This is a genomic window from Microbacterium sp. I2, from assembly GCF_051364985.1.
GTDB lineage: Bacteria > Actinomycetota > Actinomycetes > Actinomycetales > Microbacteriaceae > Microbacterium.
Map to the genome: position 1 here is coordinate 169,200 of NZ_JBLWIH010000009.1, position 20,557 is coordinate 189,756.

Consider the following 20,557-nt stretch of genomic DNA (forward strand, 5'->3'; position numbering starts at 1 on the left):
CGCCGGCGGAACTGGTGCGATCCCCGCTGAGCGACGGCGAGTGGCACCGGCTGCATCCGCTGACGCCACTGCTTCGCGGCGGGCTGTTCCTCATCGTGATCATCGGCATCGTCGTTGCGAACCTGCGCGACCGCCTGCTGATCGTCTTCCTGCCGTGGCTGGCACCTGACATCAGCGACGATGTCGTCGATTGGGAGGTGTCCGGCGGGGATCCGATCGACTTCATCATCGTCAACAACCTCTACGTCGTCGCGGCTCTCGCCGTCCTCGGCGTCCTGATCGTTCTGGTCGCGGCCTTCTACCTGTCGTGGCGGTTCCACACGTTCCGCATCACCGGTGACGACGTCGAGGTGCGCAGCGGCATCCTGTTCCGCACGCAGCGCCGCGCGCCGCTGGACCGTGTGCAGGGGGTGAACCTCACGCGCCCGATGGTCGCGCGACTGCTCGGCATGGCCAAGCTCGAGGTCGTCGGCGCGGGCACCGACTCGAACGTCAAGCTCGAGTACCTGTCGACGACGAACGCCGAAGCGGTGCGCGCAGACATCCTGCGTCTAGCGTCGGGTCGACGGCTGGCGGATGCCGCGGCCCCGGGTGGCAGGGCGGACGGCGCTCGACGGTCCGGGGGGCGCGTCGCCGCGCTCGGCGAGACGGTCGGCCGCGAGCTCACCGGTCTCATCGAGGGCCCCGAAGCCCCGGCCGAGGCGCCCGAGTCGGTCGTGAACATCCCTGTCGGCCGGCTCGTGGCATCCCACATCATCAGCATGTCGACGGTGTTCCTCGTGCTCGGAACGGTGGCCATCATCATCGGCGTCTCGCAGGGCGTGACGTGGCTGCTGTTCGCGTTCGTGCCCGGCATCATCGGCTTCGGCGCGTACTGGGTCCGCTCGATCGTGCGCTCGCTGCGGTACTCGATCGCGCCGACGCCCGACGGCGTCCGGATCACGTTCGGGCTGCTCACCACGGTCACTGAGATCGTGCCGCCCGGTCGCGTGCACGCCATCGAGGTGACGCAGCCGATCATGTGGCGCCCGTTCGGCTGGTGGATGGTGCGCATCAACCGCCTCACCGGGCGCAGCGCGAGCGACACAACGACCGATCAGTTCACCACCGTGCTGCCGGTGGGTACCGCCGCCGACGTCGAGCGCATCCTGCGGCTGCTGCAGCCGTCGGTGCCCGATGACGAGTGGGCACTGATCGCGCACGAGGGTATGTCCGGGCCGGGCGAGGACGACACCTTCACCAACTCCCCGTCACGGGCGTGGTGGATCCGGCCGTTCTCGTACCGCCGGAACGGCTTCCGCCTGACCCGCGACCTGCTGCTGCTGCGCCGGGGGATGGTGTGGCGCAAGCTCGCGATCCTGCCGCTCGCCCGCCTGCAGAGCTTCGGACTGTATCAAGGTCCGCTCGACCGGCTCACGCGCGTCTCGAATGCCCGCGCCCACGTGGTGACGGGTCCGGTCTACCCGTACCTGGCTGCGATCGACCGCGATACTGCGCTCACCCTCTTCGACGACGTGACCCGGGCCACAGTGCAGGCCGCCCTCGTGGATCGCACGCATCGCTGGGCCGAGGAACCGGATGCTCCTGCCGACGCCGCATCGGCGGGCGAGGTGCCGGTGGACGAGGCGCTCGCGGGCGAGGTGCCGGTGGACGAGGCGGCGGTGCGTGAGGTGCTGGTGGACGAGGCGCTCGCGGCCGAGGTGCCGGTGGACGAGGCGCTCGCGGGCGAGGTACCGGTGGCCGAGGCGCCGGTGCCCGTCGAGTCCGCGCCTGATCAGGCTGCGCCCGCTCAGCGGGTACCCGACGGGTCCGCGCCCGCCGAGCCGCCGGCTCCCGTCCAACGGCCCGTGGAGGGCTCGGCGTGAGACGCGAAGGACGGCTCGGAATCGGAGTCATCGGAGCCGGACGGGTCGGCCCCGTCCTGGCCGCCAAGCTGGCCGGCGCGGGCCACGCCCTGGTCGGCGTGACCGCCGGATCCGACCCCGACCGGGTGGCGGCGATCCTTCCCGGAGTGCCGGTGCTGGACGCCACCGAGGTCGCCCGCCGAAGCGAGCTGGTCATCGTGGCGGTGCCGCACGACGAGCTCGCCGGCCTCGTCTCGGGGCTCGCCGAGGTCGGCGCGTGGCAGCCGGGCCAGCTGGTGATGCACACGGATGCCGCGTACGGCACCGGCATCCTGAGCCCCGCCGTCTCCCGCGGTGCGATCCCCCTGGCCGTGCACCCCGCGATCGCCTTCACCGGCACGTCGATGGATCTGCGCGCGCTGACCAACGCCTACGCGGCGGTGACCGCCCCCGGCCCGGTGCTGCCGATCGCGCAGGCGCTGGCTGTCGAGCTGGGCTGCGAGCCCGTCGTCATCGCCGAGGAAGCCCGTCCCGCCTACGCGGAAGGAATCGCGACGCTCCGGGAGTTCTCGCTGTCCATCGTGAGGCAGGCCACGCGGCTGCTGGCCGAGGCAGGGGTGCCGTACCCCGGCTCGTTCCTCACCGCGCTCGCGCACACGACGATCGACCACGCCCTCGCAGAGGCGGGCGAGGGGCCGGGGATCGATCCCACCGCGGGCATGCCCGGATGATCGACACCGTCGCCGGCCTGCGCGCCCGGCTCACCGAGGTCCGGGCAGCGGCACCGCAGTCTCGCATCGCGCTCATCTCGACGATAGGCGCGCTGCACGACGGCCATATCGACCTGGTCCACCGCGCACGCGAAGTCGCGGACGTCGTCGTGGTGTCGATCTTCGTCAATCCGCTCCGGTTCGCCACGCCCGCGGAGTTCGCGGCCTACCCCCGCACACGCCGGGAGGATGCCGAGCTCCTCGATTCGCTGGGCGTGGACGCGGTCTTCGCGCCCGACCAGTCGGAGCTGCTGCCCGACGGCTCCGCCACCACGCGGATCAGCGCCGGTGACCTCGGGCTGCGGTACGAGGGGCGCGCGAGGCCGTCGTACTTCGACGGTCTGCTCACGGTCGAGGCCAAACTGTTCCACCTGGTGCAGCCGGATGTCGCGGTGTACGGCGAGCGTGATCGGCAGCGGATCTTCCTGGTGCGCCGCATGATCCGCGACCTCTACTTCGGCATCGAGGTCGTCACGGTCGACACGGTCCGCGGCGACGACGGCCTGCCGGTATCGACGCGGATCGGCCTGCTCGATGCCGGCGATCGGGCCGCCGCCGCTCTGCTGCCGGCCGCGTTGGATGCCGCCGCCGCGAACGCCGATCGCGGGGTCGATGCGTGCATCGCCGCGGCGCAGTCCACGTTGATGGGCGAGCCGCGGATCCGGCTCGAGTACCTCAGCGTCGTCGATCCGGCGACGTTCCTCCCCGTGGACGAAGGCCGCACCGGCCCGGCCCTCGCACTCATCGCCGCGAGCGTGGGCGGGCATCGCTTCATCGACAACGCAGAGATCTACGTCGGCTGACCGATCGCGCCGGAAGGTGCCACCGGCGCCGCCGATAGACTTGGGGGTCCGCGTTCCGAGGAGCCCACGCCATGACCGACACGACCGCGCCCCCCGAGGGGCCTGCCGAGCCGACCGAAGAGGACGTCTTCGAGCAGAAGGCCGTGCGGCTGGCCAAGCGCGAGCGGCTCCTCGCGGAGCGGACGGATGCTGCGGGCGGCGCGTATCCCGTCAGCCTGCCGATCACCGACACGATCCCGGCCCTGCGCGAGCGCTTCGGCGACCTCGAAGCGGGCGCCGAGACCGGCGTGACCGCCGCGGTCGCCGGCCGCGTCGTCTTCAGTCGCAACACCGGCAAGCTGTGCTTCGCGACACTGCAGGCCGGTGACGGCAGCCGGATCCAGGCCATGGTCTCGCTCGCGGGAGTCGGCGAGGAATCGCTGCAGGGCTGGAAGGAACTCGTCGATCTCGGCGACCACGTCTTCGTCTCGGGCGAAGTGATCTCGAGCCGTCGCGGCGAGCTGTCGATCATGGTCGCCGACTGGCGCATCGCCTCGAAGGCGATCCTGCCACTGCCGAACATGTACTCCGAGCTGAGCGAGGAGAGCCGGGTTCGCAGCCGTTTCCTCGACCTGATCGTGCGCGACCGGGCCCGCGAGACGGTGCTCGCACGGGCGAAGGTCAACGCGAGCCTGCGCGAGACGTTCGCGGCGCACGACTTCGTCGAGGTCGAGACCCCGATGCTGCAGGTGCAGCACGGCGGGGCATCCGCTCGTCCCTTCATCACGAGCTCCAACGCGTTCGACGCAGACCTCTACCTGCGCATCGCGCCGGAGCTGTTCCTCAAGCGTGCGGTGGTCGGCGGTATCGACCGCGTGTTCGAGATCAACCGCAACTTCCGCAACGAGGGGGCGGACTCCACGCACAGTCCCGAGTTCGCGATGCTCGAGGCCTACCAGGCGTACAGCGACTACAACGGCATCGCCGACCTCACCCAGGAGCTGATCCAGAACGCCGCCGTCGCGGTGACGGGGTCGACCACTGTCACATGGGCCGACGGCACCGAGTACGACCTCGGCGGGCAATGGGACCGGCTGTCGATGTACGAGTCGCTGTCGGAGGCCGCGGGCCGGAAGATCACGCCCGAGACACCCCTCGACGAGCTCCGTGCGCTCGCGGCGTCGGCCGGCGTCGAGGAGCCGCCGCATGTCATCCACGGCAAGCTCGTCGAGGAGCTGTGGGAGCACTTCGTCAAGGCGGAGCTCACGCGCCCCACGTTCGTCATGGACTTCCCGCTCGACACCAGCCCGCTCGTGCGCGAGCACCGCAGCATCCCGGGCGTCGTGGAGAAGTGGGATCTGTACACCCGCGGCTTCGAACTGGCGACGGGATACTCCGAGCTCGTCGATCCGGTCATCCAGCGCGAGCGCTTCGTCGAGCAGGCCAAGCTCGCCGCCCGTGGCGACCTCGAGGCCATGCGCATCGACGAGGAGTTCCTCCGGGCCCTCGAGCACGGCATGCCCCCGACGGGCGGCATGGGCATGGGAATCGACCGGCTCCTCATGGCGATCACGGGGCTCGGCATCCGCGAGACCATCCTGTTCCCGCTGGTCAAGTAGCACGCGGCGGCAAGCCGAGCGCGTCACAAACGCTCGGGCCGGCGGAACGCCCAGTCCGGCAGGTGGCCGGCGTGCACGAACGACAGCACGATCTCGGACAGGCCGTGCTCGGGCTCGATCTCACAGGCCTGTGCGGCATACGCCTCGGCGTGCGTCGATCGGCCGAGCGCCCACGACAGCCACGCGCACATCGCGAGCGGTCCGGGGCGCGACGCGCGGGGCGCGTCCGCGGCGATTCGGCGGACGAGGTGCAGCGCCGCCTCGAGGCGGCCGGGATCCGGCCGGTCGCCCTCTCCCCACATGCGCATGGCCAGGTGGGTCGGGTACTCCTCGCCGTTCTCCCACCGCAGCTGCGCGTCGAAGGCCTCGTCGCCGTGCGCCATCGTGCCGCTCCACTGCACGAGGGCGACGTCGCGCAGCGACGGGCGCGACAGGCACCACACCAGCACGGCGGCGCGGTACGGGTCGACGGCGTCGAGGTTCCAGGTCAGCGCGTCCTCGAAGAGGTCCGGCAGGTCGTCGAGCAGGCACACCGCCTCCAGCGCCAGCGGATCGATGCGCGCGCCGGCGCCCGCCACGGCGGACCCGGTTTCGGCACGGCCAGCGCCGCCGTCCGGATCAGTGTCGTCCGGTTCCACCTCGTCCGGATCCGTGTCGTCCGGAGCGAACGGGCCTCCCGGCCGGCCTCCGTCAGTGCCGTCGGGGCCGCATAGCACCGCGACGGCGGCCTCCAGCGAATTCAGCGCCCGGCCGACGAGCTCCCGCTCGGCGAGGTCGACGGCGGGAAGGTCGGCGCCCGATGCCTGGTCGCCCACAGGCGCCGGCAGCTCCGCCAGCTCCGGCGCCACCGCCGCAAGATCGGCGAGTGCGCGTCCAGCATCGGGACACGACGGGTCGAGGTACGAACCCCACGCGTCGGCGGCGACGCACAGCGCGTCGACGACGCGCAGGCCGCACTCGTCGGCGCGGCCGGCGAGCGCCTCGGCGAGCTCGCGGTGCGGCATCCCGTCGTGCTCCGCGAAACTCGCTCCGGTATACGCGACCGCCGCGAATCCGTCCGCTTCGGCAAGACGGCAGACCATGCCGATGACCGTGGAGGCGACCGCGTCGGCCGAGGTGCTCGCCGGGTCGGGCAGATCGATCCGCATCGCCCCGAGGGTGCGCGACCCGTGGAACGGGATCACGACGAGGCTCCGCGTCGGGTGGTAGCCCAGCATGCGGGGCACGAAGGAAAGGAACTGCGCGGCATCCGCCGCCTTCACGATGGTGGTCGTCATGTCGACCGACTCTCGGGCCGCGACGGCTCGCCGCGGAAGACCTGTGGATGGATGCCGCCCGCCCCCGCGCTCCCACCCCGCCTGTGGAGGAACCGCCCATAGGCCCGGCGTATCCTGGAGGGCATGGACGACTACTGGCTCGCAGTGCTGTGGACTCTGCTGCCGACCGTCGTCGTCAGCGCGATCTTCTTCTTCGTGCTCCGCAGCATCATTCGCGCCGACCGCAACGAGCGGCGCGAGTACGCCCGCATCGAGGCCGAAGAGCGCGCCAAGCGCGGCCTGCCTCCCGCCGCCTCCGAGCTCTGACCCCGGCCCCCACTACGCTGGGGGAACCGCGCCGTCCGGCGACGTGTGGAGGGGGCCAGGTGATATCCATCACGATCGATGCGACGTGGTGGGTCCTTGTCGTCTTCGTCGTTGATCTCGCCATCCGCATCGCGGCGATCATCATCGTGCCGCGCAACCGCAGGCCGACGGCCGCGATGGCCTGGCTGCTCGCGATCTACTTCATCCCGATCATCGGCGTGTTCCTGTTCCTGCTGATCGGCAACCCGCGGCTGCCCCGCAAGCGCCGCCGCAAGCAGGAGCGCATCAACGAGTACATCCACGACACGAGCGAGTCGCTCGACTTCGGCACGCTCCGCCCTCACGCGCCCGACTGGTTCACGTCGCTCGTGACCCTCAACCGCAATCTCGGCGCGATGCCGCTCGCGGGCGACAACTCCGCCCACCTCATCCCGGGCTATCAAGACAGCCTCGACGCGATGGCCGACGCGATCCGCGAGGCCGAGCGCTACGTGCACGTCGAGTTCTACATCTTCCAATCGGATGCCTCGACCGACAACATGTTCCGCGCGCTCGAAGAGGTGGCGGCGCGAGGCGTCACGGTGCGAGTGCTGCTCGACCACTGGGCCAACCGTGGCAAGCCCTTCTACCGGCGCACACTCAAGCGGCTGGACGCGATGGGCGCGCACTGGCATCTGATGCTGCCGGTGCAGCCGTTCAAGGGCAAGTACCAGCGACCCGACCTGCGCAACCACCGCAAGCTGCTCGTCGTGGACGGGCGCATCGCCTTCACCGGCTCGCAGAACATCACGGACTCGACGTACAACCTCAAGAAGAACATCCGGCGCGGCCTGCACTGGGTCGACCTCATGGCGCGGATCGAGGGCCCGGTCGTGGCATCCGTCAATGCCGTCTTCCTGAGCGACTGGTACAGCGAGACCGACGAGGTGCTCACCGACGAGATCGATCTGTTCGACGTGAAATCCGGCCCCGGCGACCTCGACTGTCAGATCATTCCGTCCGGCCCCGGATTCGAGTTCGAGAACAACCTCAAGCTGTTCGCAGCGCTCCTCTACGCCGCCCAGCGCCAGATCATCGTGGTGAGCCCCTACTTCGTGCCCGACGAGGCGCTGCTGCTCGCGGTCACCACGGCGTGCCAGCGGGGCATCCATGTCGAGCTGTTCGTTTCGGAGGAGGGCGACCAGGCGATCGTCTACCACGCCCAGCGCAGCTACTACGAGGCGCTGCTGCGCGCCGGCGTGAAGATCTGGATGTACAAGAAGCCCTACATCCTGCACACCAAGAGCCTCACGATCGACGACGAGGTCGCGATCATCGGCTCGAGCAACATGGACATGCGCTCGTTCGGTCTGAACATGGAGATCTCGATGCTCGTGCGCGGCGAGGAGTTCGTCCGCGAGATGCGCGTGGTCGAGGACCAGTACCGCTCCCTGAGCCGCCACCTGACCCTGGAGGAATGGGAGAAGCAGCCGCTGCGGTCCACCGTCCTCGACAATCTCGCGCGGTTGACCTCTGCCCTGCAGTAGGCGGAGGATCGTGACCGGGGTGTTATCGAAGGCCTGAGATTTCCGGCCCGGTTGCGACACCATAGGGGGGACGGATGCCTGGCCTCACGGCATCCCGGATCGAAAGGCCCTCGCATGCCACGTCGCTCAACTTCCGCCCTGGCCGGATCGTTTCTGGTGCTTCTCGTCGCCGGCGCTCTGACCGCGTGCGCGTCCACTGCCGGTCCCGGCTCGCCGGCCACGCCGTCCTCCAGCGCGGGCGGCTCGTCGGGCGGTGCCGGCACCGAGATCGAGGTCGATGCCGCATGGCTCGACAACGGCCGCATGATCGGGATCGTCACCGAGGGATCGTCCACCTGCGTCCCCACGGCCGGTGAGGTCGCGCTCAACGGCAACGTGCTCGAGGTCGAGCTCGTCGACCCGCCCGCCGACACCGCCTGCACACGCGACCTCGTGCCGCGCGCGACGGTCGTCGGGCTGCCCGAGGGCGTCGACCCCACACAGGAGCTCGAGATCCGCGTGACGTACGGGGACAACCACGGCGACACCGACCTCGACGGCGTCGCCGGCCTCGACCCCAGCGGCGAGACCGACTACCTGCCCAGCGCCGGCTGGACCGACGACGACGGCGAGTTCATCGTGCTGACGTGGGGCTCGTCCTCGTGCGTGCCGGCCGTCGAGGGAGTCACCGCCGCCGGGTCCGAGGTGACCGTGACGTTCGCCACGCCGCCCGCCGACCAGGTGTGCACGATGGACATGGCCCCGCGCGGCACGCTCGTCCAGGCCGAGGGTCTCGACGACGACTCCGAGGCCTTCGCGATCCTCACCGGCGCCGAGTTCGACAACATCCGCATCCCCATCATCGGCAACGACTGACGCGTCGGATTCCGGATGCCGCGAGCCGTGGCATCCGGAATCGTCTCGCCTGTGCCCCGCGGCGAGGGATCCACCGCTGTGTCGGCTCTGCTGCTCGGGTCTCCGCCCGGCGGAGGTTCGGCCCGGGATCGGAGTATCTCGCGCGAATCCTCCGCCGATGCCGCGATTCTCCGCCGGGCGGGAGCGCGTTTCTCCGCCCGGCGGAGGCGCGCTCCCGCGTGGCGCTGCGCCCGAGACGCGGCCAGGGTCAGAGCGACGCGTCGGCGCGGACGAGGAGGTCGCCGATCTCGCAGTCCAGGGCGCGGCAGATCGCCGACAGCGTCGAGTAGCGGATAGCCCGGGCCCGGTCGTTCTTGAGGATCGACAGGTTCACGACCGAGACGCCGACGAGCTCGCTGAGCCGGGTGAGCGTCATCCCACGCTCGAGCAGCAGCTCGTCGAGCCGGCAGTGGACCCCGCTCGGTCCCTCATCCTCCGCGGGGGTCACACCAGTCCTTCGGTCTCGCGCTGCAGGCGGGCGCCGATCGCGAACGATGCGGCGACGAGCGCCAGCGCGAAGCCCCAGCCGACGGGTGCGAGGTCGAGCTCCACGAGGAATATCCAGAAGACGTCCGTGACTTCGGGAGAGGTCGCTGCGAGGTCGTCCACCAGCATCGCCCGACCGAAGGCGCCGAGCAGCTGGCCGAAGAGGCCGCCTGCGAGGACGAGGCAGGCGACGACGCCGATCGCGTTCGACATCGCGGGACGGAACGGCCGGGCCCGCATGAGCGAGACGCCGAGCCACCACGCGACGATGCACACGCCGATGGTCGCGAGTGCGGGGAGCGCCTGCTCGAGCAGCAGCATCCAGCTCACGCCGGCCGGAAGCGAGGTGAAGGTCACCTCGGCCGTCGCGTAGGTCGCCGCCGAGATCTCGGGGACGTCGGCCAGTGCGGTCACCTCACCACCGGTCACGGGCATGCGGATCGTCGGGTCGCTCCCGAAGATCGCGAATGCGGCGCGGACGACCGCCACCAGAGCCGCCACCGCGACGCTGACCGCGCCGGTCGCGATCAGTCCCAGGGCGAAGCCTTCGCCGCGCGACACGTGCGGGCGTGCTGTCGTTGACATCGGATCACCATTCCATATCGATAAACGTTGTTATCGAAAAACGATAATCCCATCGGATGCCGGAGGTCAAGGTGTCACCAGAAGTCCAGACCGCTATGCCCACGGCGAACACGGGTATGCGGCATCCGCCCGCTGGTTACCCTCGATGTAAGGCGCCAGCAGTGCATCACCGCAACCGTGCGCCCCGGAGGAAAAGACGATGTTCGAGAGATTCACCGACCGTGCCCGTCGTGTGGTGGTGCTCGCCCAAGAAGAGGCGAAGATGCTCAACCACAACTACATCGGCACCGAGCACATCCTGCTCGGGCTGATCCACGAAGGCGAGGGGGTCGCCGCCAAGGCGCTCGAATCCCTCGGCATCTCGCTCGACGCCGTCCGCGAGCAGGTCCAGGACATCATCGGTCAGGGCCAGCAGCAGCCGACCGGGCACATCCCGTTCACGCCGCGTGCCAAGAAGGTGCTCGAGCTCAGCCTCCGCGAGGCGCTGCAGCTCGGCCACAACTACATCGGCACCGAGCACATCCTCCTCGGCCTCATCCGCGAGGGCGAGGGCGTTGCCGCCCAGGTGCTCGTCAAGCTCGGCGCCGACCTGAACAAGGTGCGCCAGCAGGTCATCCAGCTGCTCTCGGGCTACCAGGGCAAGGAGCCGGCCGCCGTCTCGGGCGCCGCGAACGAGTCCGCGACAGGTGCGCAGGGCGGCTCACAGGTGCTCGATCAGTTCGGTCGCAACCTGACGCAGGCCGCGCGCGACAACAAGCTCGACCCGGTGATCGGGCGCGAGAAGGAGATCGAGCGCGTCATGCAGATCCTGTCGCGCAGGTCCAAGAACAACCCCGTCCTCATCGGCGAGCCCGGTGTCGGCAAGACCGCCGTCGTCGAGGGTCTCGCACAGGCGATCGTCAAGAACGACGTGCCCGAGACGCTGAAGGACAAGCAGGTCTACTCGCTCGACCTCGGCTCGCTCATCGCCGGCTCCCGCTACCGCGGTGACTTCGAGGAGCGCCTGAAGAAGGTCACCAAGGAGATCCGCACGCGCGGCGACATCATCGTCTTCATCGACGAGATCCACACGCTCGTGGGTGCCGGTGCCGCCGAGGGTGCGATCGACGCCGCGTCGATCCTCAAGCCCCTCCTCGCGCGTGGCGAGCTCCAGACGATCGGTGCCACGACGCTGGACGAGTACCGCAAGCACTTCGAGAAGGATGCCGCGCTCGAGCGCCGCTTCCAGCCGATCCAGGTTGCCGAGCCGAGCCTGCCCCACGCGATCAACATCCTGAAGGGGCTGCGCGACCGCTACGAGGCGCACCACAAGGTGCAGATCACGGACGGCGCCATCGTCGCCGCCGCGAACCTCGCCGACCGCTACATCGCGGACCGCTTCCTGCCCGACAAGGCGATCGACCTGATCGACGAGGCCGGCGCGCGCCTGCGCCTGTCGATCCTGTCGAGCCCGCCCGAGCTGCGCGAGTTCGACGACAAGATCGCCAAGGTCCGCGAAGACAAGGAGCGCGCCTCCGAGGACCAGGACTTCGAGAAGGCCGCCGGCCTGCGCGACGAGGAGAAGTCCCTCCTCGCCGAGCGTCTGCGCCTCGAGAAGCAGTGGCGCTCGGGCGACGTCGCGAGCCACGCGGTCGTCGATGAGGGTCTGATCGCCGAGGTGCTCGCCCAGGCCACCGGCATCCCGGTGTTCAAGCTCACCGAGGAGGAGTCGAGCCGTCTCGTCTTCATGGAGAAGGCGCTGCACCAGCGCGTCATCGGCCAGGAAGAGGCGATCGCCGCTCTCTCCAAGACGATCCGTCGTCAGCGCGCGGGCCTCAAGGACCCCAAGCGCCCCTCGGGCTCGTTCATCTTCGCCGGCCCCACCGGCGTCGGAAAGACCGAGCTGGCCAAGGCGCTCGCCGAGTTCTTGTTCGACGACGAGTCCGCGCTGATCTCGCTGGACATGTCGGAGTTCGGTGAGAAGCACACCGTCTCGCGTCTGTTCGGTGCCCCTCCCGGATTCGTCGGGTTCGAAGAGGGCGGCCAGCTCACCGAGAAGGTGCGCCGCAAGCCGTTCTCGGTCGTGCTGTTCGACGAGATCGAGAAGGCCCACCCCGACATCTTCAACTCGCTGCTGCAGATCCTCGAAGAGGGTCGCCTGACCGACGGTCAGGGCCGCGTCATCGACTTCAAGAACACCGTGATCATCATGACGACCAACCTCGGTTCGTCGGCGATCGCGGGAGGCCCGGTGGGCTTCCAGGTCGAGGGCGATCAGGGCACGACCTACGACCGGATGAAGGGCAAGGTCAACGAAGAGCTCAAGCGCAACTTCAAGCCCGAGTTCCTCAACCGCGTCGACGACATCATCGTGTTCCCGCAGCTGAACAAGGGCGAGCTGGTGCAGATCGTGGATCTGTTCACCAAGCGTCTCGGCGAGCGGCTGCTGGACCGCGACATGACGATCGAGCTGTCGCAGGCCGCGAAGGAGAAGCTGATCGAGATCGGCTTCGACCCGGCGCTAGGCGCGCGGCCGCTGCGTCGTGCGATGCAGCGCGAGGTCGAGGATCGCCTGTCGGAGAAGATCCTGCACGGCGAGCTGAACTCCGGCGACCACGTGACCGTCGACGCCGAGAACGGCGAGTTCGTCTTCGAGAACGGCCCGCGCGGCGAGAAGGTCGCCGTCGGCGTCGTCCACAACGGCGAGATCACCGCGACCCCGGACCTCGCGGCGAACGCGTAACCACTGACGAGAGAGAGCGGATGCCGCGGCTAGAGGCCGCGGCTGGGCCCCCGCCCCCCGAGGCTCCGGGCGACGCGCCAGCGGCGCCTGGAGGGGAAGCGGGGACCGCTCTTCGTCTGTCAGTCCGAGAACACCGCACGCAGCGCGGGCGCCACGTCACGGTGCGTGCGGATCACGCGGCACCGTCCGCGCCCGCGCGCTGCGAGCTCTCTGCCGAGCGGCAGGTCGTGCTCGCCTGAGACATCGAGGAGCACGTCCAGGCGCGGCAGGCGTGCGGCGATCGGCCGTGGATCGGGTCCGGCGTTGTGTACGCAGTCCGAGAGGAGCAGGACCCGGGCGTCCCGCGCCGGAACGCGCGCGAGCTGGCGAATGGCGAGCTCGAGGGGGAATCCGACGTTCGTCAGCCCGCGGGCCGGGAGCCGCAGCAGGGCATCGAGCACGCGATCGGGGACCACCGGATCGCCCAGGCTCAGCAGCAGCGCCGCGTCCGACCAGAACGCGATGGCGGCCAGCGCGTCGCGATGAAGTTCGCCGGCGAGCGCCCCGACCGTGGCAGCCGCGGTGCGGATGCGCTCACCGCGCATCGATCCCGAGACATCGACGAGGAGCACGACCGATCGCCGCGTCCGGACGCGCTCGCGGACGATGATGTCCTCGTCGTCGGGCACCGGCCGCTCGGCCAGGACCTCGATCGTCCGATCCAGGTCGATGTCGTCCGAACCGGCGCGATACGGAACGCTGAGGAGTTCGCCCACGCCCCGTCGCGAGGTGACGTCCCGCCGCGCTCGCGGCACGGCGAGCCGGGCGGCGATCTGCCGAGCCCGGGCGCGGACAGCCGGATCGATGGCCCGAGCGTCGTCGGGCACCGGCACGACCGTCCCGGCCTCGTCGGTCTGCGCAGCGGCCGTCCCGCCTGGCGCCGCCGGTGCCGCCCCGCGGTCGCCCGATGCCGGCATCACGAGCCCCGCCGATCCGGGGGAGACGTCGAACACCTGCGGAGGCGCGTCGAGCTGCTTCGGCCGACGGCGGAGAGGCGTGCCGCGCGTCGCCGCGCCGCGCTTCTCACGCGCAAGCGGGGAGTCTGCCGCGACTTCTCTTCACCCGGGCGCCGCCTGGTGCGGCTCGAGGATGAACCGGTCCTCCCAGATCTCGCGGAGCAGGCGCTCCGGCGTCGTCTCGGCGGCCTCATCGAGATGGATGCGGCCCGAGAGAGCGACGATCATGGCGTCGAAGACCAGCTCGGCGTAGTCCGTGGCCGTCGGGTCCTCGAGGCCGCGCAATGCCGCGAGCTGAGTGGCCACGAGCGTCGTGTCGATCGCCCCTCGCACGCTCGAGCCCTGACGGACGTCGGGATGCCCGCGGGTCGCGCGAGTCACGGCGACCGCGTCTTGCAGCATCCGCTCCCCGAGGGCTCCCATGGCTCCTGTCCGCAGCGCGACGATGCGCTCCTCCGCGTCGGCGTCCTGGTAGTCCACCGAAAGCCGGTTGAGACGATCGTGGACGCTGGTCGAGAGCCGCGTCGTGCCCACGTTGTCGTACGGATTCATGGACGCGATCACCCGGAACGACGGCGCAGCCGTGATCCGTCCGACGCGGGGGACCGCGATCGAGCGGTCGGCCATCGCCGTCAGCAGCGTGTTGAGGGTGTCTTCGGGTGCCCGGTTGAACTCCTCGATGTACAGGAAGCCGCCCTGTTGCATCGCCTCGACGAGCGGGCCCGGAACGAAGTTCTCTGCCGAGTAGTCCTCACGCAGCACCCGTGCCGGATTGTGATGCCCGACGAGCTTCGCGGGAGTCAGATCGGCGTTGCCTTCGACGAACATGAGCGGGATGCCCCATTCCCCGGTGATGGCGGCGAGCATCGTCGTCTTGCTCGTGCCGGGGGGACCTTCCAGCACGATGTCGCGTCCCGCGGCCACGGCCGCCAGGGTGAGCTCGAGCTCACGCTGGCGGCCGATGATCCGCTCGGCGATCCGGTCGTGACTCCGGCGCAGGTCGGCGGTGCTCGCCGAAGCATCCATCGTCGACGTGCTCACTTGACGGCGGCCCCGGCATCCACCGGCAGAGCGACGCCGGTGACGTACCGGGCCTCGTCGGAGGCGAGCCACAGCAGTGCGTTGGAGATGTCGACCGCCTCGACCCACGGAATGGGGAGAGCATTCATCTGGGTGGCGGCATCCGCGAAGTCCTGCTTGGTGGGATGTTCCAGATCGGGCCGGAACAGCCGGTAGATCTGCTCGTTCTGCACCATGTCGGTATCGACGGTCGTCGGATGGATGGAGTTCACCCGGATCATGTCGGGCGCAAGCTCGAGGGCCAGCGTGCGCATGAGCCCCACCACGCCGTGCTTGGCCGAGACGTAGTGCGCGATGTTCTCGTACGCGAACAGCCCCGCGTCGGAGCTCGTGAGGACGATCGAGCCGCCTCGGCCCCCCGTACGCAGGTGCGGGATCGCCGCTTTGACGGTGCGCCACACACCCGACAGATTGATGTCGAGCATGTTGGTCCACTCGTCGTCGGGGATGTCCTCCGACTTGTTCGGGCTGCCCGAGATGCCCGCGTTCGCGGACACGATGTCGAGCCGACCGAGCTCGGCGACGCCATGGTCTACCACTGCCTTCAGCTGTGCGAAATCGCGCACGTCGGCCTTCTCCGCCACGATCCGCCGATCGAGCGCCTCGACCTGCCGCACGGTCTCTGCCAAGTCCTCCTCCGTGGCCGGATCGTACGGATTCTCGGGGATCGCCTCGCAGATGTCGATGGCGATGATGTCGGCGCCCTCCTGCGCGAGGCGCACGGCGTGCGAGCGCCCCTGGCCGCGAGCGGCCCCCGTGATGAAAGCGACCTTTCCTTCTACCCGTCCCATGTCTTCTTTCCCTTCTCCAGGAGTGTCGGAATCAGTACTGCGTGTTGCCGGCGTCGACGGTCATCGAGAGCGCCGTGACGTAGCGGGCCTCGTCGCTCGCGAGGAAGAGCACGGCGTTGGATTGGTCGCGTGGCTGCGTGGTCTCGATCGGCAGCATGTTCGTGAGCATCCCGCCCACGCGAGGGTGCTTCTCCAGCAGCGGCGGGTACGCATCCGCCATCTCACCCATCGCGGTCTCCACGCCCGTCGGGTGCAGCGTGTTGACGCGGATGTTGTGCTCGGCCAGCTCCGTCGCGAACGCCTTGCCGAGCCCGGTCACGCCGAACTTCGACGCCACGTACGGGGTGAGGAACGGCAAGCCCTTCAGTCCCGCGGCCGAGCTGGTCAGGATGATCGACCCGCCGCCGGCGGCGATCAGGTGCGGCGCGGTGAGCTGGACCGTGTTGAACACCCCGGTCAGGTTGGTCGAGATCGTCGTGTCCCAGATCTCCGGGGTCACCTCGTCCCACGGCGCGATGATGCAGATGCCGGCGTTGCCCACGACGATGTCGAGTCGGCCGAGCGCCGCGACTCCCTCGTCGATCGCTGTCTTGAAGGCGTCGCGGTCGCGGACGTCGGTCACGCTCGCGACGATCCGCCGGTCGAGCGCCTCGACCTGGCGGACGGTCTCGGCGAGATCCTCCTCCGTGGCCGGCGAGTACTGCAGGCCCTGGACCGGACCGCAGATGTCCACCGCGATGATGTCTGCGCCCTCTTCTGCCAGGCGCAGGGCGTGGCTGCGGCCCTGCCCGCGTGCGGCTCCGGTGATGAGGGCGACCTTGCCGTCGACTCTTCCCATGTGTGCTTCTCCTTCGGGTCAGGTCCCGGCCTACTTGACCGGGTCCGGGTTGTAGCCGGGTTGCAGGAGATGGCCCGCGTCGACCGGCACCGAGATGCCGGTGACGGCCGAGGCCAGCTCGGAGTTGAGCCACAGTGCCGCGTCCGCGATGCGCTGCGGCGAGAGGAAGCCGGCGCCTTTCAGCGCGTGGAAGGAGTATCCGGCCTCGAGCATGTCCGCCTCCGTGCCCTGCCCGGCCGGTTTGCCCGACATCATGTCCCACGCCCCCTGCCAGCTCGTCATCGGAGTGAGGATGGCGCCGGGATGAACGGCGTTCACGCGGATGCCGTGCCGCGCGTACTCCAGCGCGAGGGTCTTCATGACGCCGACGACGCCGAACTTCGCGGCGCAGTAGTGGACGTAATTGGCGCCGGGCTCGAGTCCGTTGATGGACGACGTCATGACGATCGACCCGCCGCCGCGCTCCATCATGTGCGGCAGCACCGCCTTGGCCGACTTCCAGACCCCGGTGAGATTGACGGCGATCATGTCGTCCCACATCTCGTCGGTCATCTCGTGGGCCGGGGCCAGTGAGAAGATCCCCGCGTTGGCGATCAGCGCGTCGATTCTGCCGAGTTCGGCAATGCCCTCGGCCACCGCGCGGTCGAGGTCGGCCTGGCGGCGAACGTCGCCCACGACCGACACGATTCTGCGATCGAGAGCCTCGACCTGCTGGGCCGTCTCGTCGAAGTCCTCCTGGGTCGCCATCGGATAGTCGACCGTGCCGATCTGGTCGAGCGTGTCCATGATCACGACGTCGGCGCCTTCACGCGCGCTGGTGACGGCGTGTGCCCTGCCCTGTCCGCGCGACCCGCCGGTGACGAACACGACCTTGCCCTCCAGTAGTCCCATGCTCCCTCTCCCTTCTGATCGCGGGCACGCCGCTGCCACCCGAGTGAGCGCACAGCCGGATCGGCGCCCACGTCATCGCGGGCGTGCAAGGGCTGCGGGCTCAGCGGGAGTCGGGGCGGCTGCCCTCCTGCTGGCATCGTTCGATGCCGGTTGACTCGGGGTCGTGCGGTGATGCCGGCGCGAACGCGCCGAGGCGGTGAGAACGCCGCGCGGACCGCGCACCAGCCAGGGCTACCCCAGCCTGCGGCGTCCGACGGGTACCGGCATCCATCTGCGATGCTCCTTCTGCGAGGTCCGCCCTCATTGGCGGATCTCCGTAGTGGCACGATACTAATGACACTCGGTGCCTAATGGAAGGGGCCGGATGAACCACCTCGACGCTCCCGCCGCGCGTCCCCGCATCGGGCGCTCACCCGCGACCACCCGTGGCGAGCTCAGTCACATCGCGCTGGGGCTGTTTCTCGAGCGCGGTTTCGACGAGACCACCGTCGATGACATCGTGAAGGCCGCGGGCATCGGGCGGCGCACGTTCTTCCGCTACTTCACATCCAAGAACGACCTGCCGTGGGGAGAGTTCGACGACCTCTTGGACGGGATGCGCGCGCATCTTGCCTCGGTTCCCCGCGATGTGCCGCTGATGGAGGCGCTCCGCCAGGCCGTCGTGGAGTTCAACCGGTTCCCGGCCGACGAGATCCCCTTCCACCGGCAGCGCATGTGGCTGCTGCTGAACGTCCCCGACCTCATGGCCCACTCCACCCTGCGTTACAGCGGGTGGCGGCAGGTCGTCGCCGAGTTCGTTGCAGATCGGCGCGAAGAACCGGCGAACTCGCTCGCGGCGCAGGCGATCGCCTGGGTCTGCCTGAGTCTGTGCCTTGCGGCATACGAGCAGTGGCTCGAGAGGGAGGACGCCGACCTGCTCGACTTGCTCGATGAGGCGTTCGACCGCATCGCGGAGGCGTTCGGCGAGGTCTAGCCGCGAGGGAACCGGGGAGGGGGCCCGCGAGGGCACGAAGCGGGCTCTACGCTGGTTCGATGAGCGAGTTCACGGTGCGGCCGGCCCGCACGAAGGACGTCCGTGGCATCCAGGCGATCCTCGAGCCGTTCGTGCAGCGCCGGATCCTGCTCGGCAAGGACCTCGTCGTGCTCTATGAGGCGACGCAGCAGTTCGTCGTCGCCGAGGACACCGACGGCAACCTGGTCGGATGCGGCGCGCTCCACGTCATGTGGGAGGACCTCGGCGAGATCCGCACGCTCATCGTCGTCGACGAGTGGCTGCACCACGGCGTCGGCCGTGCCATCGTCGAAGCCCTCGAAGACAACGCCCGCACGCTCGGGATCTCGCGCCTGTTCTGCCTGACATTCGAGGTGGACTTCTTCACCCGCCGCGGGTTCGAGCCGATCGGCGAGCAGGTCGTCGATCCCGACGTGTACTCGCAGCTGATCCGCTCTCCCGACGAGGGCGTGGCGGAGTTCCTCGACCTTGCGCACGTCAAGCCGAACACCCTCGGCAACACGCGCATGCTCAAGCAGCTCTGAGGCGGGACACCGCCGCCGGGCTCAGTCGAAGAGGTCGCTGAGCCAGTGCTCCTTCTTCTTCTTGCGGTGGTAGCCCTGGTCGTATCCCTGCTGTCCGTAGCGCGGATCGTACGCCTGCGGCTCGGGGTAGCGCGGGTCGGCGTAGCCGCGATCCGGCTGTCCGTACGCGGGCTGCCCGCCGTAGGCAGGAGGGGCAGGAGCGGCCGGGGCCGCCGGGCCGACCGGGCCGGCGGGACCGGCTTCGCGCTCCGCGCGCTCGAGGATCTTGTCGAGCTCGCCGCGGTCGAGCCACACGCCGCGACACGTCGGGCAATAGTCGATCTCGACGCCCGAGCGTTCGCTCATGACGAGCACGGATCCATCGGTGGGGCACTTCATGGGGTCCTCCTGGGGTCGATCCGACCCTAGCGATCGGGGCTCTCCGTCTCCTGTGAAACCAGGCTGTCAGCGCGCCGACCAGAGGGACGAATGCCTCGGCCTTACCCTGTTGTCATGACCGGCACGCCCGCCCGACGACGCCACTCCCCAGCGGTGTATCGTCGTCGCCGGCTGGTGCTGATCATCGCCCTCCTCGTGATCGCGGGAGTGATCTGGCTGCTCATCGCGCAGCCGTGGCGAGGGTGGGGCGCCGAGAGCACCGGTGACGACGCGCGGCCGCAGACTCAGAACACGGCGACCTCGCTTCCCGTGCCGACGTCGCCGCAACCCCATCCCACCGGGACCGGTGCCGTCGAGGGGGCGGTCGTCGAGGGCACGTCGGCCCCGTCGGCCACGCCCGGGGCGACTCCGACCGCGCAGCCGTGCGTCGCCGGCGACATCGTGGTCGAACCCGTCACGACCCAGGATTCGTACACCAGTGATCAGAGCCCGCAGTTCCTGATCTCGCTCACCAACAACGGCGCCGACTGCACGCTGAACGTCGGAACGAGCGCCCAGTCCTTCACGGTGACCAGCGGCAGTGACACGTGGTGGAGGTCTACCGACTGCCAGAGCGAGCCCAGCGACATGATCGTGCTGCTCGGTGCCGGCCAGACGGTCACGAGCGCCGCCCCGCTCACCTGGGATCGCACTCGCTCTGCCGTCGGTACCTGCGACGACCCGACCCGTCCGCGAGCACCTGGCGGCGGCTCGTCGTACCACCTGGCCGTCGAGATCGGCGGCATCGCCTCGACGCAGTCGAAGCAGTTCCTGCTCTACTGAAGATCCGCCCGGAAGTACGGGAAAGATCACGCTGCAGTCCGCAACTCGTCCGCTGCACTACCGGCCGCATGCCCTTGACGCCCCCTCGGGCTTCCCGTCACCCGGACGAGTTCGAGGGGACTTTCGTTCTGCTGCGTTCAAGGCCTATGAGCCCGCAGCAGTCTTGCGTTCATTGCGTGGAGAACGTAGACCACGCCGATTCGCGTATGCCAAGGTGAGCGTGGCTCTATGACACGGCCCGGCCATCCCCAGTGGCCACACAGTGGGTCTGAGCGCACCGCCCCCAGCGGAGCGCACGCGTCGTAGATGCCCGGTCCCCCTCGAGCTCGGGTCGTTGTCAGGCTACGGGCTCGAGGGGGTCCGCTTAGAAAGCGTCCGCGCATGCCCGGCCGTTCCCCAGTTTCCCCAGTGGTTG

20 protein-coding genes are annotated in these 20,557 nt (G+C 69.3%); 11 read left to right on the top strand and 9 right to left on the bottom strand.

Going from position 1 to position 20,557, the window contains the following annotated elements; translation table 11 throughout:
* Positions 1-14: 14 nt before the first annotated feature.
* The 4 genes from ACLKM7_RS07875 to lysS all read left to right on the top strand — a co-directional run bounded on the left by ACLKM7_RS07875 (position 15) and on the right by lysS (position 5,015).
* A complete protein-coding gene (locus tag ACLKM7_RS07875; protein WP_436446599.1) occupies positions 15-1,865 on the top strand; it encodes a PH domain-containing protein in 1,851 nt (616 codons plus the stop codon).
* A complete protein-coding gene (locus ACLKM7_RS07880; protein ID WP_436446600.1) occupies positions 1,862-2,575 on the top strand; it encodes a DUF2520 domain-containing protein in 714 nt (237 codons plus the stop codon). The genes ACLKM7_RS07875 and ACLKM7_RS07880 overlap by 4 nt, the downstream gene beginning before the upstream one ends.
* Positions 2,572-3,417, top strand: coding sequence for a pantoate--beta-alanine ligase (gene panC / locus ACLKM7_RS07885; RefSeq protein WP_436446601.1), 846 nt, complete (start codon positions 2,572-2,574; stop codon positions 3,415-3,417). Before ACLKM7_RS07880 ends, panC begins: the two co-directional genes overlap by 4 nt.
* A gap of 71 nt (positions 3,418-3,488) precedes the next feature.
* Positions 3,489-5,015 (top strand): lysine--tRNA ligase, encoded by a 1,527-nt coding sequence (gene lysS, locus ACLKM7_RS07890; RefSeq protein WP_436446602.1) that lies wholly within the window; start codon positions 3,489-3,491, stop codon positions 5,013-5,015.
* A gap of 23 nt (positions 5,016-5,038) precedes the next feature.
* Here the strand turns inward: lysS and ACLKM7_RS07895 are convergent, their stop codons facing one another.
* The gene (locus tag ACLKM7_RS07895) at positions 5,039-6,292 is read right to left on the bottom strand and encodes a DUF4192 family protein (protein ID WP_436446603.1); all 1,254 of its coding nucleotides are present in this window, start codon (positions 6,290-6,292) and stop codon (positions 5,039-5,041) included.
* A 123-nt stretch (positions 6,293-6,415) separates the two neighbouring features.
* Here ACLKM7_RS07895 and ACLKM7_RS07900 point away from each other — a divergent pair, with 123 nt between their 5' ends.
* The 3 genes from ACLKM7_RS07900 to ACLKM7_RS07910 all read left to right on the top strand — a co-directional run bounded on the left by ACLKM7_RS07900 (position 6,416) and on the right by ACLKM7_RS07910 (position 8,979).
* Positions 6,416-6,598 carry a hypothetical protein gene (locus tag ACLKM7_RS07900; protein WP_168913555.1) on the top strand — a complete coding sequence of 61 codons (183 nt, stop codon included), beginning with the start codon at positions 6,416-6,418 and terminating at the stop codon, positions 6,596-6,598.
* Positions 6,599-6,657: 59 nt separating this feature from the next.
* Positions 6,658-8,124: a cardiolipin synthase gene (gene cls, locus ACLKM7_RS07905; RefSeq protein ID WP_436446604.1), complete on the top strand. Its 1,467-nt coding sequence runs from the start codon at positions 6,658-6,660 to the stop codon at positions 8,122-8,124.
* A gap of 114 nt (positions 8,125-8,238) precedes the next feature.
* Positions 8,239-8,979 (top strand): hypothetical protein, encoded by a 741-nt coding sequence (locus tag ACLKM7_RS07910; RefSeq protein ID WP_436446605.1) that lies wholly within the window; start codon positions 8,239-8,241, stop codon positions 8,977-8,979.
* Between the two features lie 247 nt (positions 8,980-9,226).
* Here ACLKM7_RS07910 and ACLKM7_RS07915 read toward each other — a convergent pair whose 3' ends face one another.
* Both ACLKM7_RS07915 and ACLKM7_RS07920 read right to left on the bottom strand, forming a co-directional pair.
* Positions 9,227-9,466 carry a helix-turn-helix domain-containing protein gene (locus tag ACLKM7_RS07915; protein WP_436446606.1) on the bottom strand — a complete coding sequence of 80 codons (240 nt, stop codon included), beginning with the start codon at positions 9,464-9,466 and terminating at the stop codon, positions 9,227-9,229.
* Positions 9,463-10,089, bottom strand: a complete 627-nt coding sequence (locus ACLKM7_RS07920) for a hypothetical protein (protein WP_436446607.1) — start codon at positions 10,087-10,089, stop codon at positions 9,463-9,465. Before ACLKM7_RS07920 ends, ACLKM7_RS07915 begins: the two co-directional genes overlap by 4 nt.
* 199 nt (positions 10,090-10,288) lie before the next feature.
* Here ACLKM7_RS07920 and ACLKM7_RS07925 point away from each other — a divergent pair, with 199 nt between their 5' ends.
* On the top strand, positions 10,289-12,811 hold the full coding sequence (locus ACLKM7_RS07925) for an ATP-dependent Clp protease ATP-binding subunit (protein WP_168913562.1): 2,523 nt from the start codon (positions 10,289-10,291) through the stop codon (positions 12,809-12,811).
* Between the two features lie 119 nt (positions 12,812-12,930).
* Here ACLKM7_RS07925 and ACLKM7_RS07930 read toward each other — a convergent pair whose 3' ends face one another.
* The 5 genes from ACLKM7_RS07930 to ACLKM7_RS07950 form a co-directional block, all read right to left on the bottom strand.
* Entirely contained in the window at positions 12,931-13,803 is an 873-nt protein-coding gene (locus tag ACLKM7_RS07930; protein WP_436446608.1) for a vWA domain-containing protein, read from the bottom strand.
* A gap of 105 nt (positions 13,804-13,908) precedes the next feature.
* Positions 13,909-14,847, bottom strand: coding sequence for an AAA family ATPase (locus tag ACLKM7_RS07935; protein WP_436446609.1), 939 nt, complete (start codon positions 14,845-14,847; stop codon positions 13,909-13,911).
* On the bottom strand, positions 14,844-15,677 hold the full coding sequence (locus ACLKM7_RS07940; RefSeq protein ID WP_436446610.1) for a mycofactocin-coupled SDR family oxidoreductase: 834 nt from the start codon (positions 15,675-15,677) through the stop codon (positions 14,844-14,846). The genes ACLKM7_RS07935 and ACLKM7_RS07940 overlap by 4 nt, the downstream gene beginning before the upstream one ends.
* 31 nt (positions 15,678-15,708) lie before the next feature.
* A complete protein-coding gene (locus ACLKM7_RS07945) occupies positions 15,709-16,515 on the bottom strand; it encodes a mycofactocin-coupled SDR family oxidoreductase (RefSeq protein WP_436446611.1) in 807 nt (268 codons plus the stop codon).
* A 30-nt stretch (positions 16,516-16,545) separates the two neighbouring features.
* A complete protein-coding gene (locus tag ACLKM7_RS07950) occupies positions 16,546-17,406 on the bottom strand; it encodes a mycofactocin-coupled SDR family oxidoreductase (RefSeq protein WP_436446612.1) in 861 nt (286 codons plus the stop codon).
* Positions 17,407-17,770: 364 nt separating this feature from the next.
* On the opposite strand from ACLKM7_RS07950, the gene mftR reads away from it, so the two are divergent.
* Both mftR and ACLKM7_RS07960 read left to right on the top strand, forming a co-directional pair.
* Complete coding sequence (mftR, locus tag ACLKM7_RS07955; RefSeq protein ID WP_436446613.1) at positions 17,771-18,379, top strand: mycofactocin system transcriptional regulator; 609 nt, start codon at positions 17,771-17,773, stop codon at positions 18,377-18,379.
* 59 nt (positions 18,380-18,438) lie between these two features.
* Positions 18,439-18,942, top strand: coding sequence for an amino-acid N-acetyltransferase (locus tag ACLKM7_RS07960; RefSeq protein WP_436446614.1), 504 nt, complete (start codon positions 18,439-18,441; stop codon positions 18,940-18,942).
* 21 nt (positions 18,943-18,963) lie between these two features.
* Here ACLKM7_RS07960 and ACLKM7_RS07965 read toward each other — a convergent pair whose 3' ends face one another.
* Positions 18,964-19,320, bottom strand: coding sequence for a zf-TFIIB domain-containing protein (locus ACLKM7_RS07965; protein ID WP_436446615.1), 357 nt, complete (start codon positions 19,318-19,320; stop codon positions 18,964-18,966).
* Between the two features lie 114 nt (positions 19,321-19,434).
* Here ACLKM7_RS07965 and ACLKM7_RS07970 point away from each other — a divergent pair, with 114 nt between their 5' ends.
* Positions 19,435-20,142 carry a hypothetical protein gene (locus tag ACLKM7_RS07970; RefSeq protein ID WP_436446616.1) on the top strand — a complete coding sequence of 236 codons (708 nt, stop codon included), beginning with the start codon at positions 19,435-19,437 and terminating at the stop codon, positions 20,140-20,142.
* Positions 20,143-20,557: the final 415 nt, after the last annotated feature.

Bases quoted from the DNA above. Each gene is read 5' to 3' on its own strand.
- ACLKM7_RS07960 (WP_436446614.1), top strand. From the start codon at position 18,439: ATGAGCGAGTTCACGGTGCGGCCGGCCCGCACGAAGGACGTCCGTGGC.
- ACLKM7_RS07900 (WP_168913555.1), top strand. From the start codon at position 6,416: ATGGACGACTACTGGCTCGCAGTGCTGTGGACTCTGCTGCCGACCGTC.
- ACLKM7_RS07920 (WP_436446607.1), bottom strand. From the start codon at position 10,089: ATGTCAACGACAGCACGCCCGCACGTGTCGCGCGGCGAAGGCTTCGCC.
- lysS (WP_436446602.1), top strand. From the start codon at position 3,489: ATGACCGACACGACCGCGCCCCCCGAGGGGCCTGCCGAGCCGACCGAA.
- ACLKM7_RS07925 (WP_168913562.1), top strand. From the start codon at position 10,289: ATGTTCGAGAGATTCACCGACCGTGCCCGTCGTGTGGTGGTGCTCGCC.
- panC (WP_436446601.1), top strand. From the start codon at position 2,572: ATGATCGACACCGTCGCCGGCCTGCGCGCCCGGCTCACCGAGGTCCGG.
- ACLKM7_RS07970 (WP_436446616.1), top strand. From the start codon at position 19,435: ATGACCGGCACGCCCGCCCGACGACGCCACTCCCCAGCGGTGTATCGT.
- ACLKM7_RS07965 (WP_436446615.1), bottom strand. From the start codon at position 19,320: ATGAAGTGCCCCACCGATGGATCCGTGCTCGTCATGAGCGAACGCTCG.
- ACLKM7_RS07910 (WP_436446605.1), top strand. From the start codon at position 8,239: ATGCCACGTCGCTCAACTTCCGCCCTGGCCGGATCGTTTCTGGTGCTT.
- ACLKM7_RS07940 (WP_436446610.1), bottom strand. From the start codon at position 15,677: ATGGGACGGGTAGAAGGAAAGGTCGCTTTCATCACGGGGGCCGCTCGC.
- mftR (WP_436446613.1), top strand. From the start codon at position 17,771: ATGAACCACCTCGACGCTCCCGCCGCGCGTCCCCGCATCGGGCGCTCA.
- ACLKM7_RS07950 (WP_436446612.1), bottom strand. From the start codon at position 17,406: ATGGGACTACTGGAGGGCAAGGTCGTGTTCGTCACCGGCGGGTCGCGC.
- ACLKM7_RS07945 (WP_436446611.1), bottom strand. From the start codon at position 16,515: ATGGGAAGAGTCGACGGCAAGGTCGCCCTCATCACCGGAGCCGCACGC.
- ACLKM7_RS07895 (WP_436446603.1), bottom strand. From the start codon at position 6,292: ATGACGACCACCATCGTGAAGGCGGCGGATGCCGCGCAGTTCCTTTCC.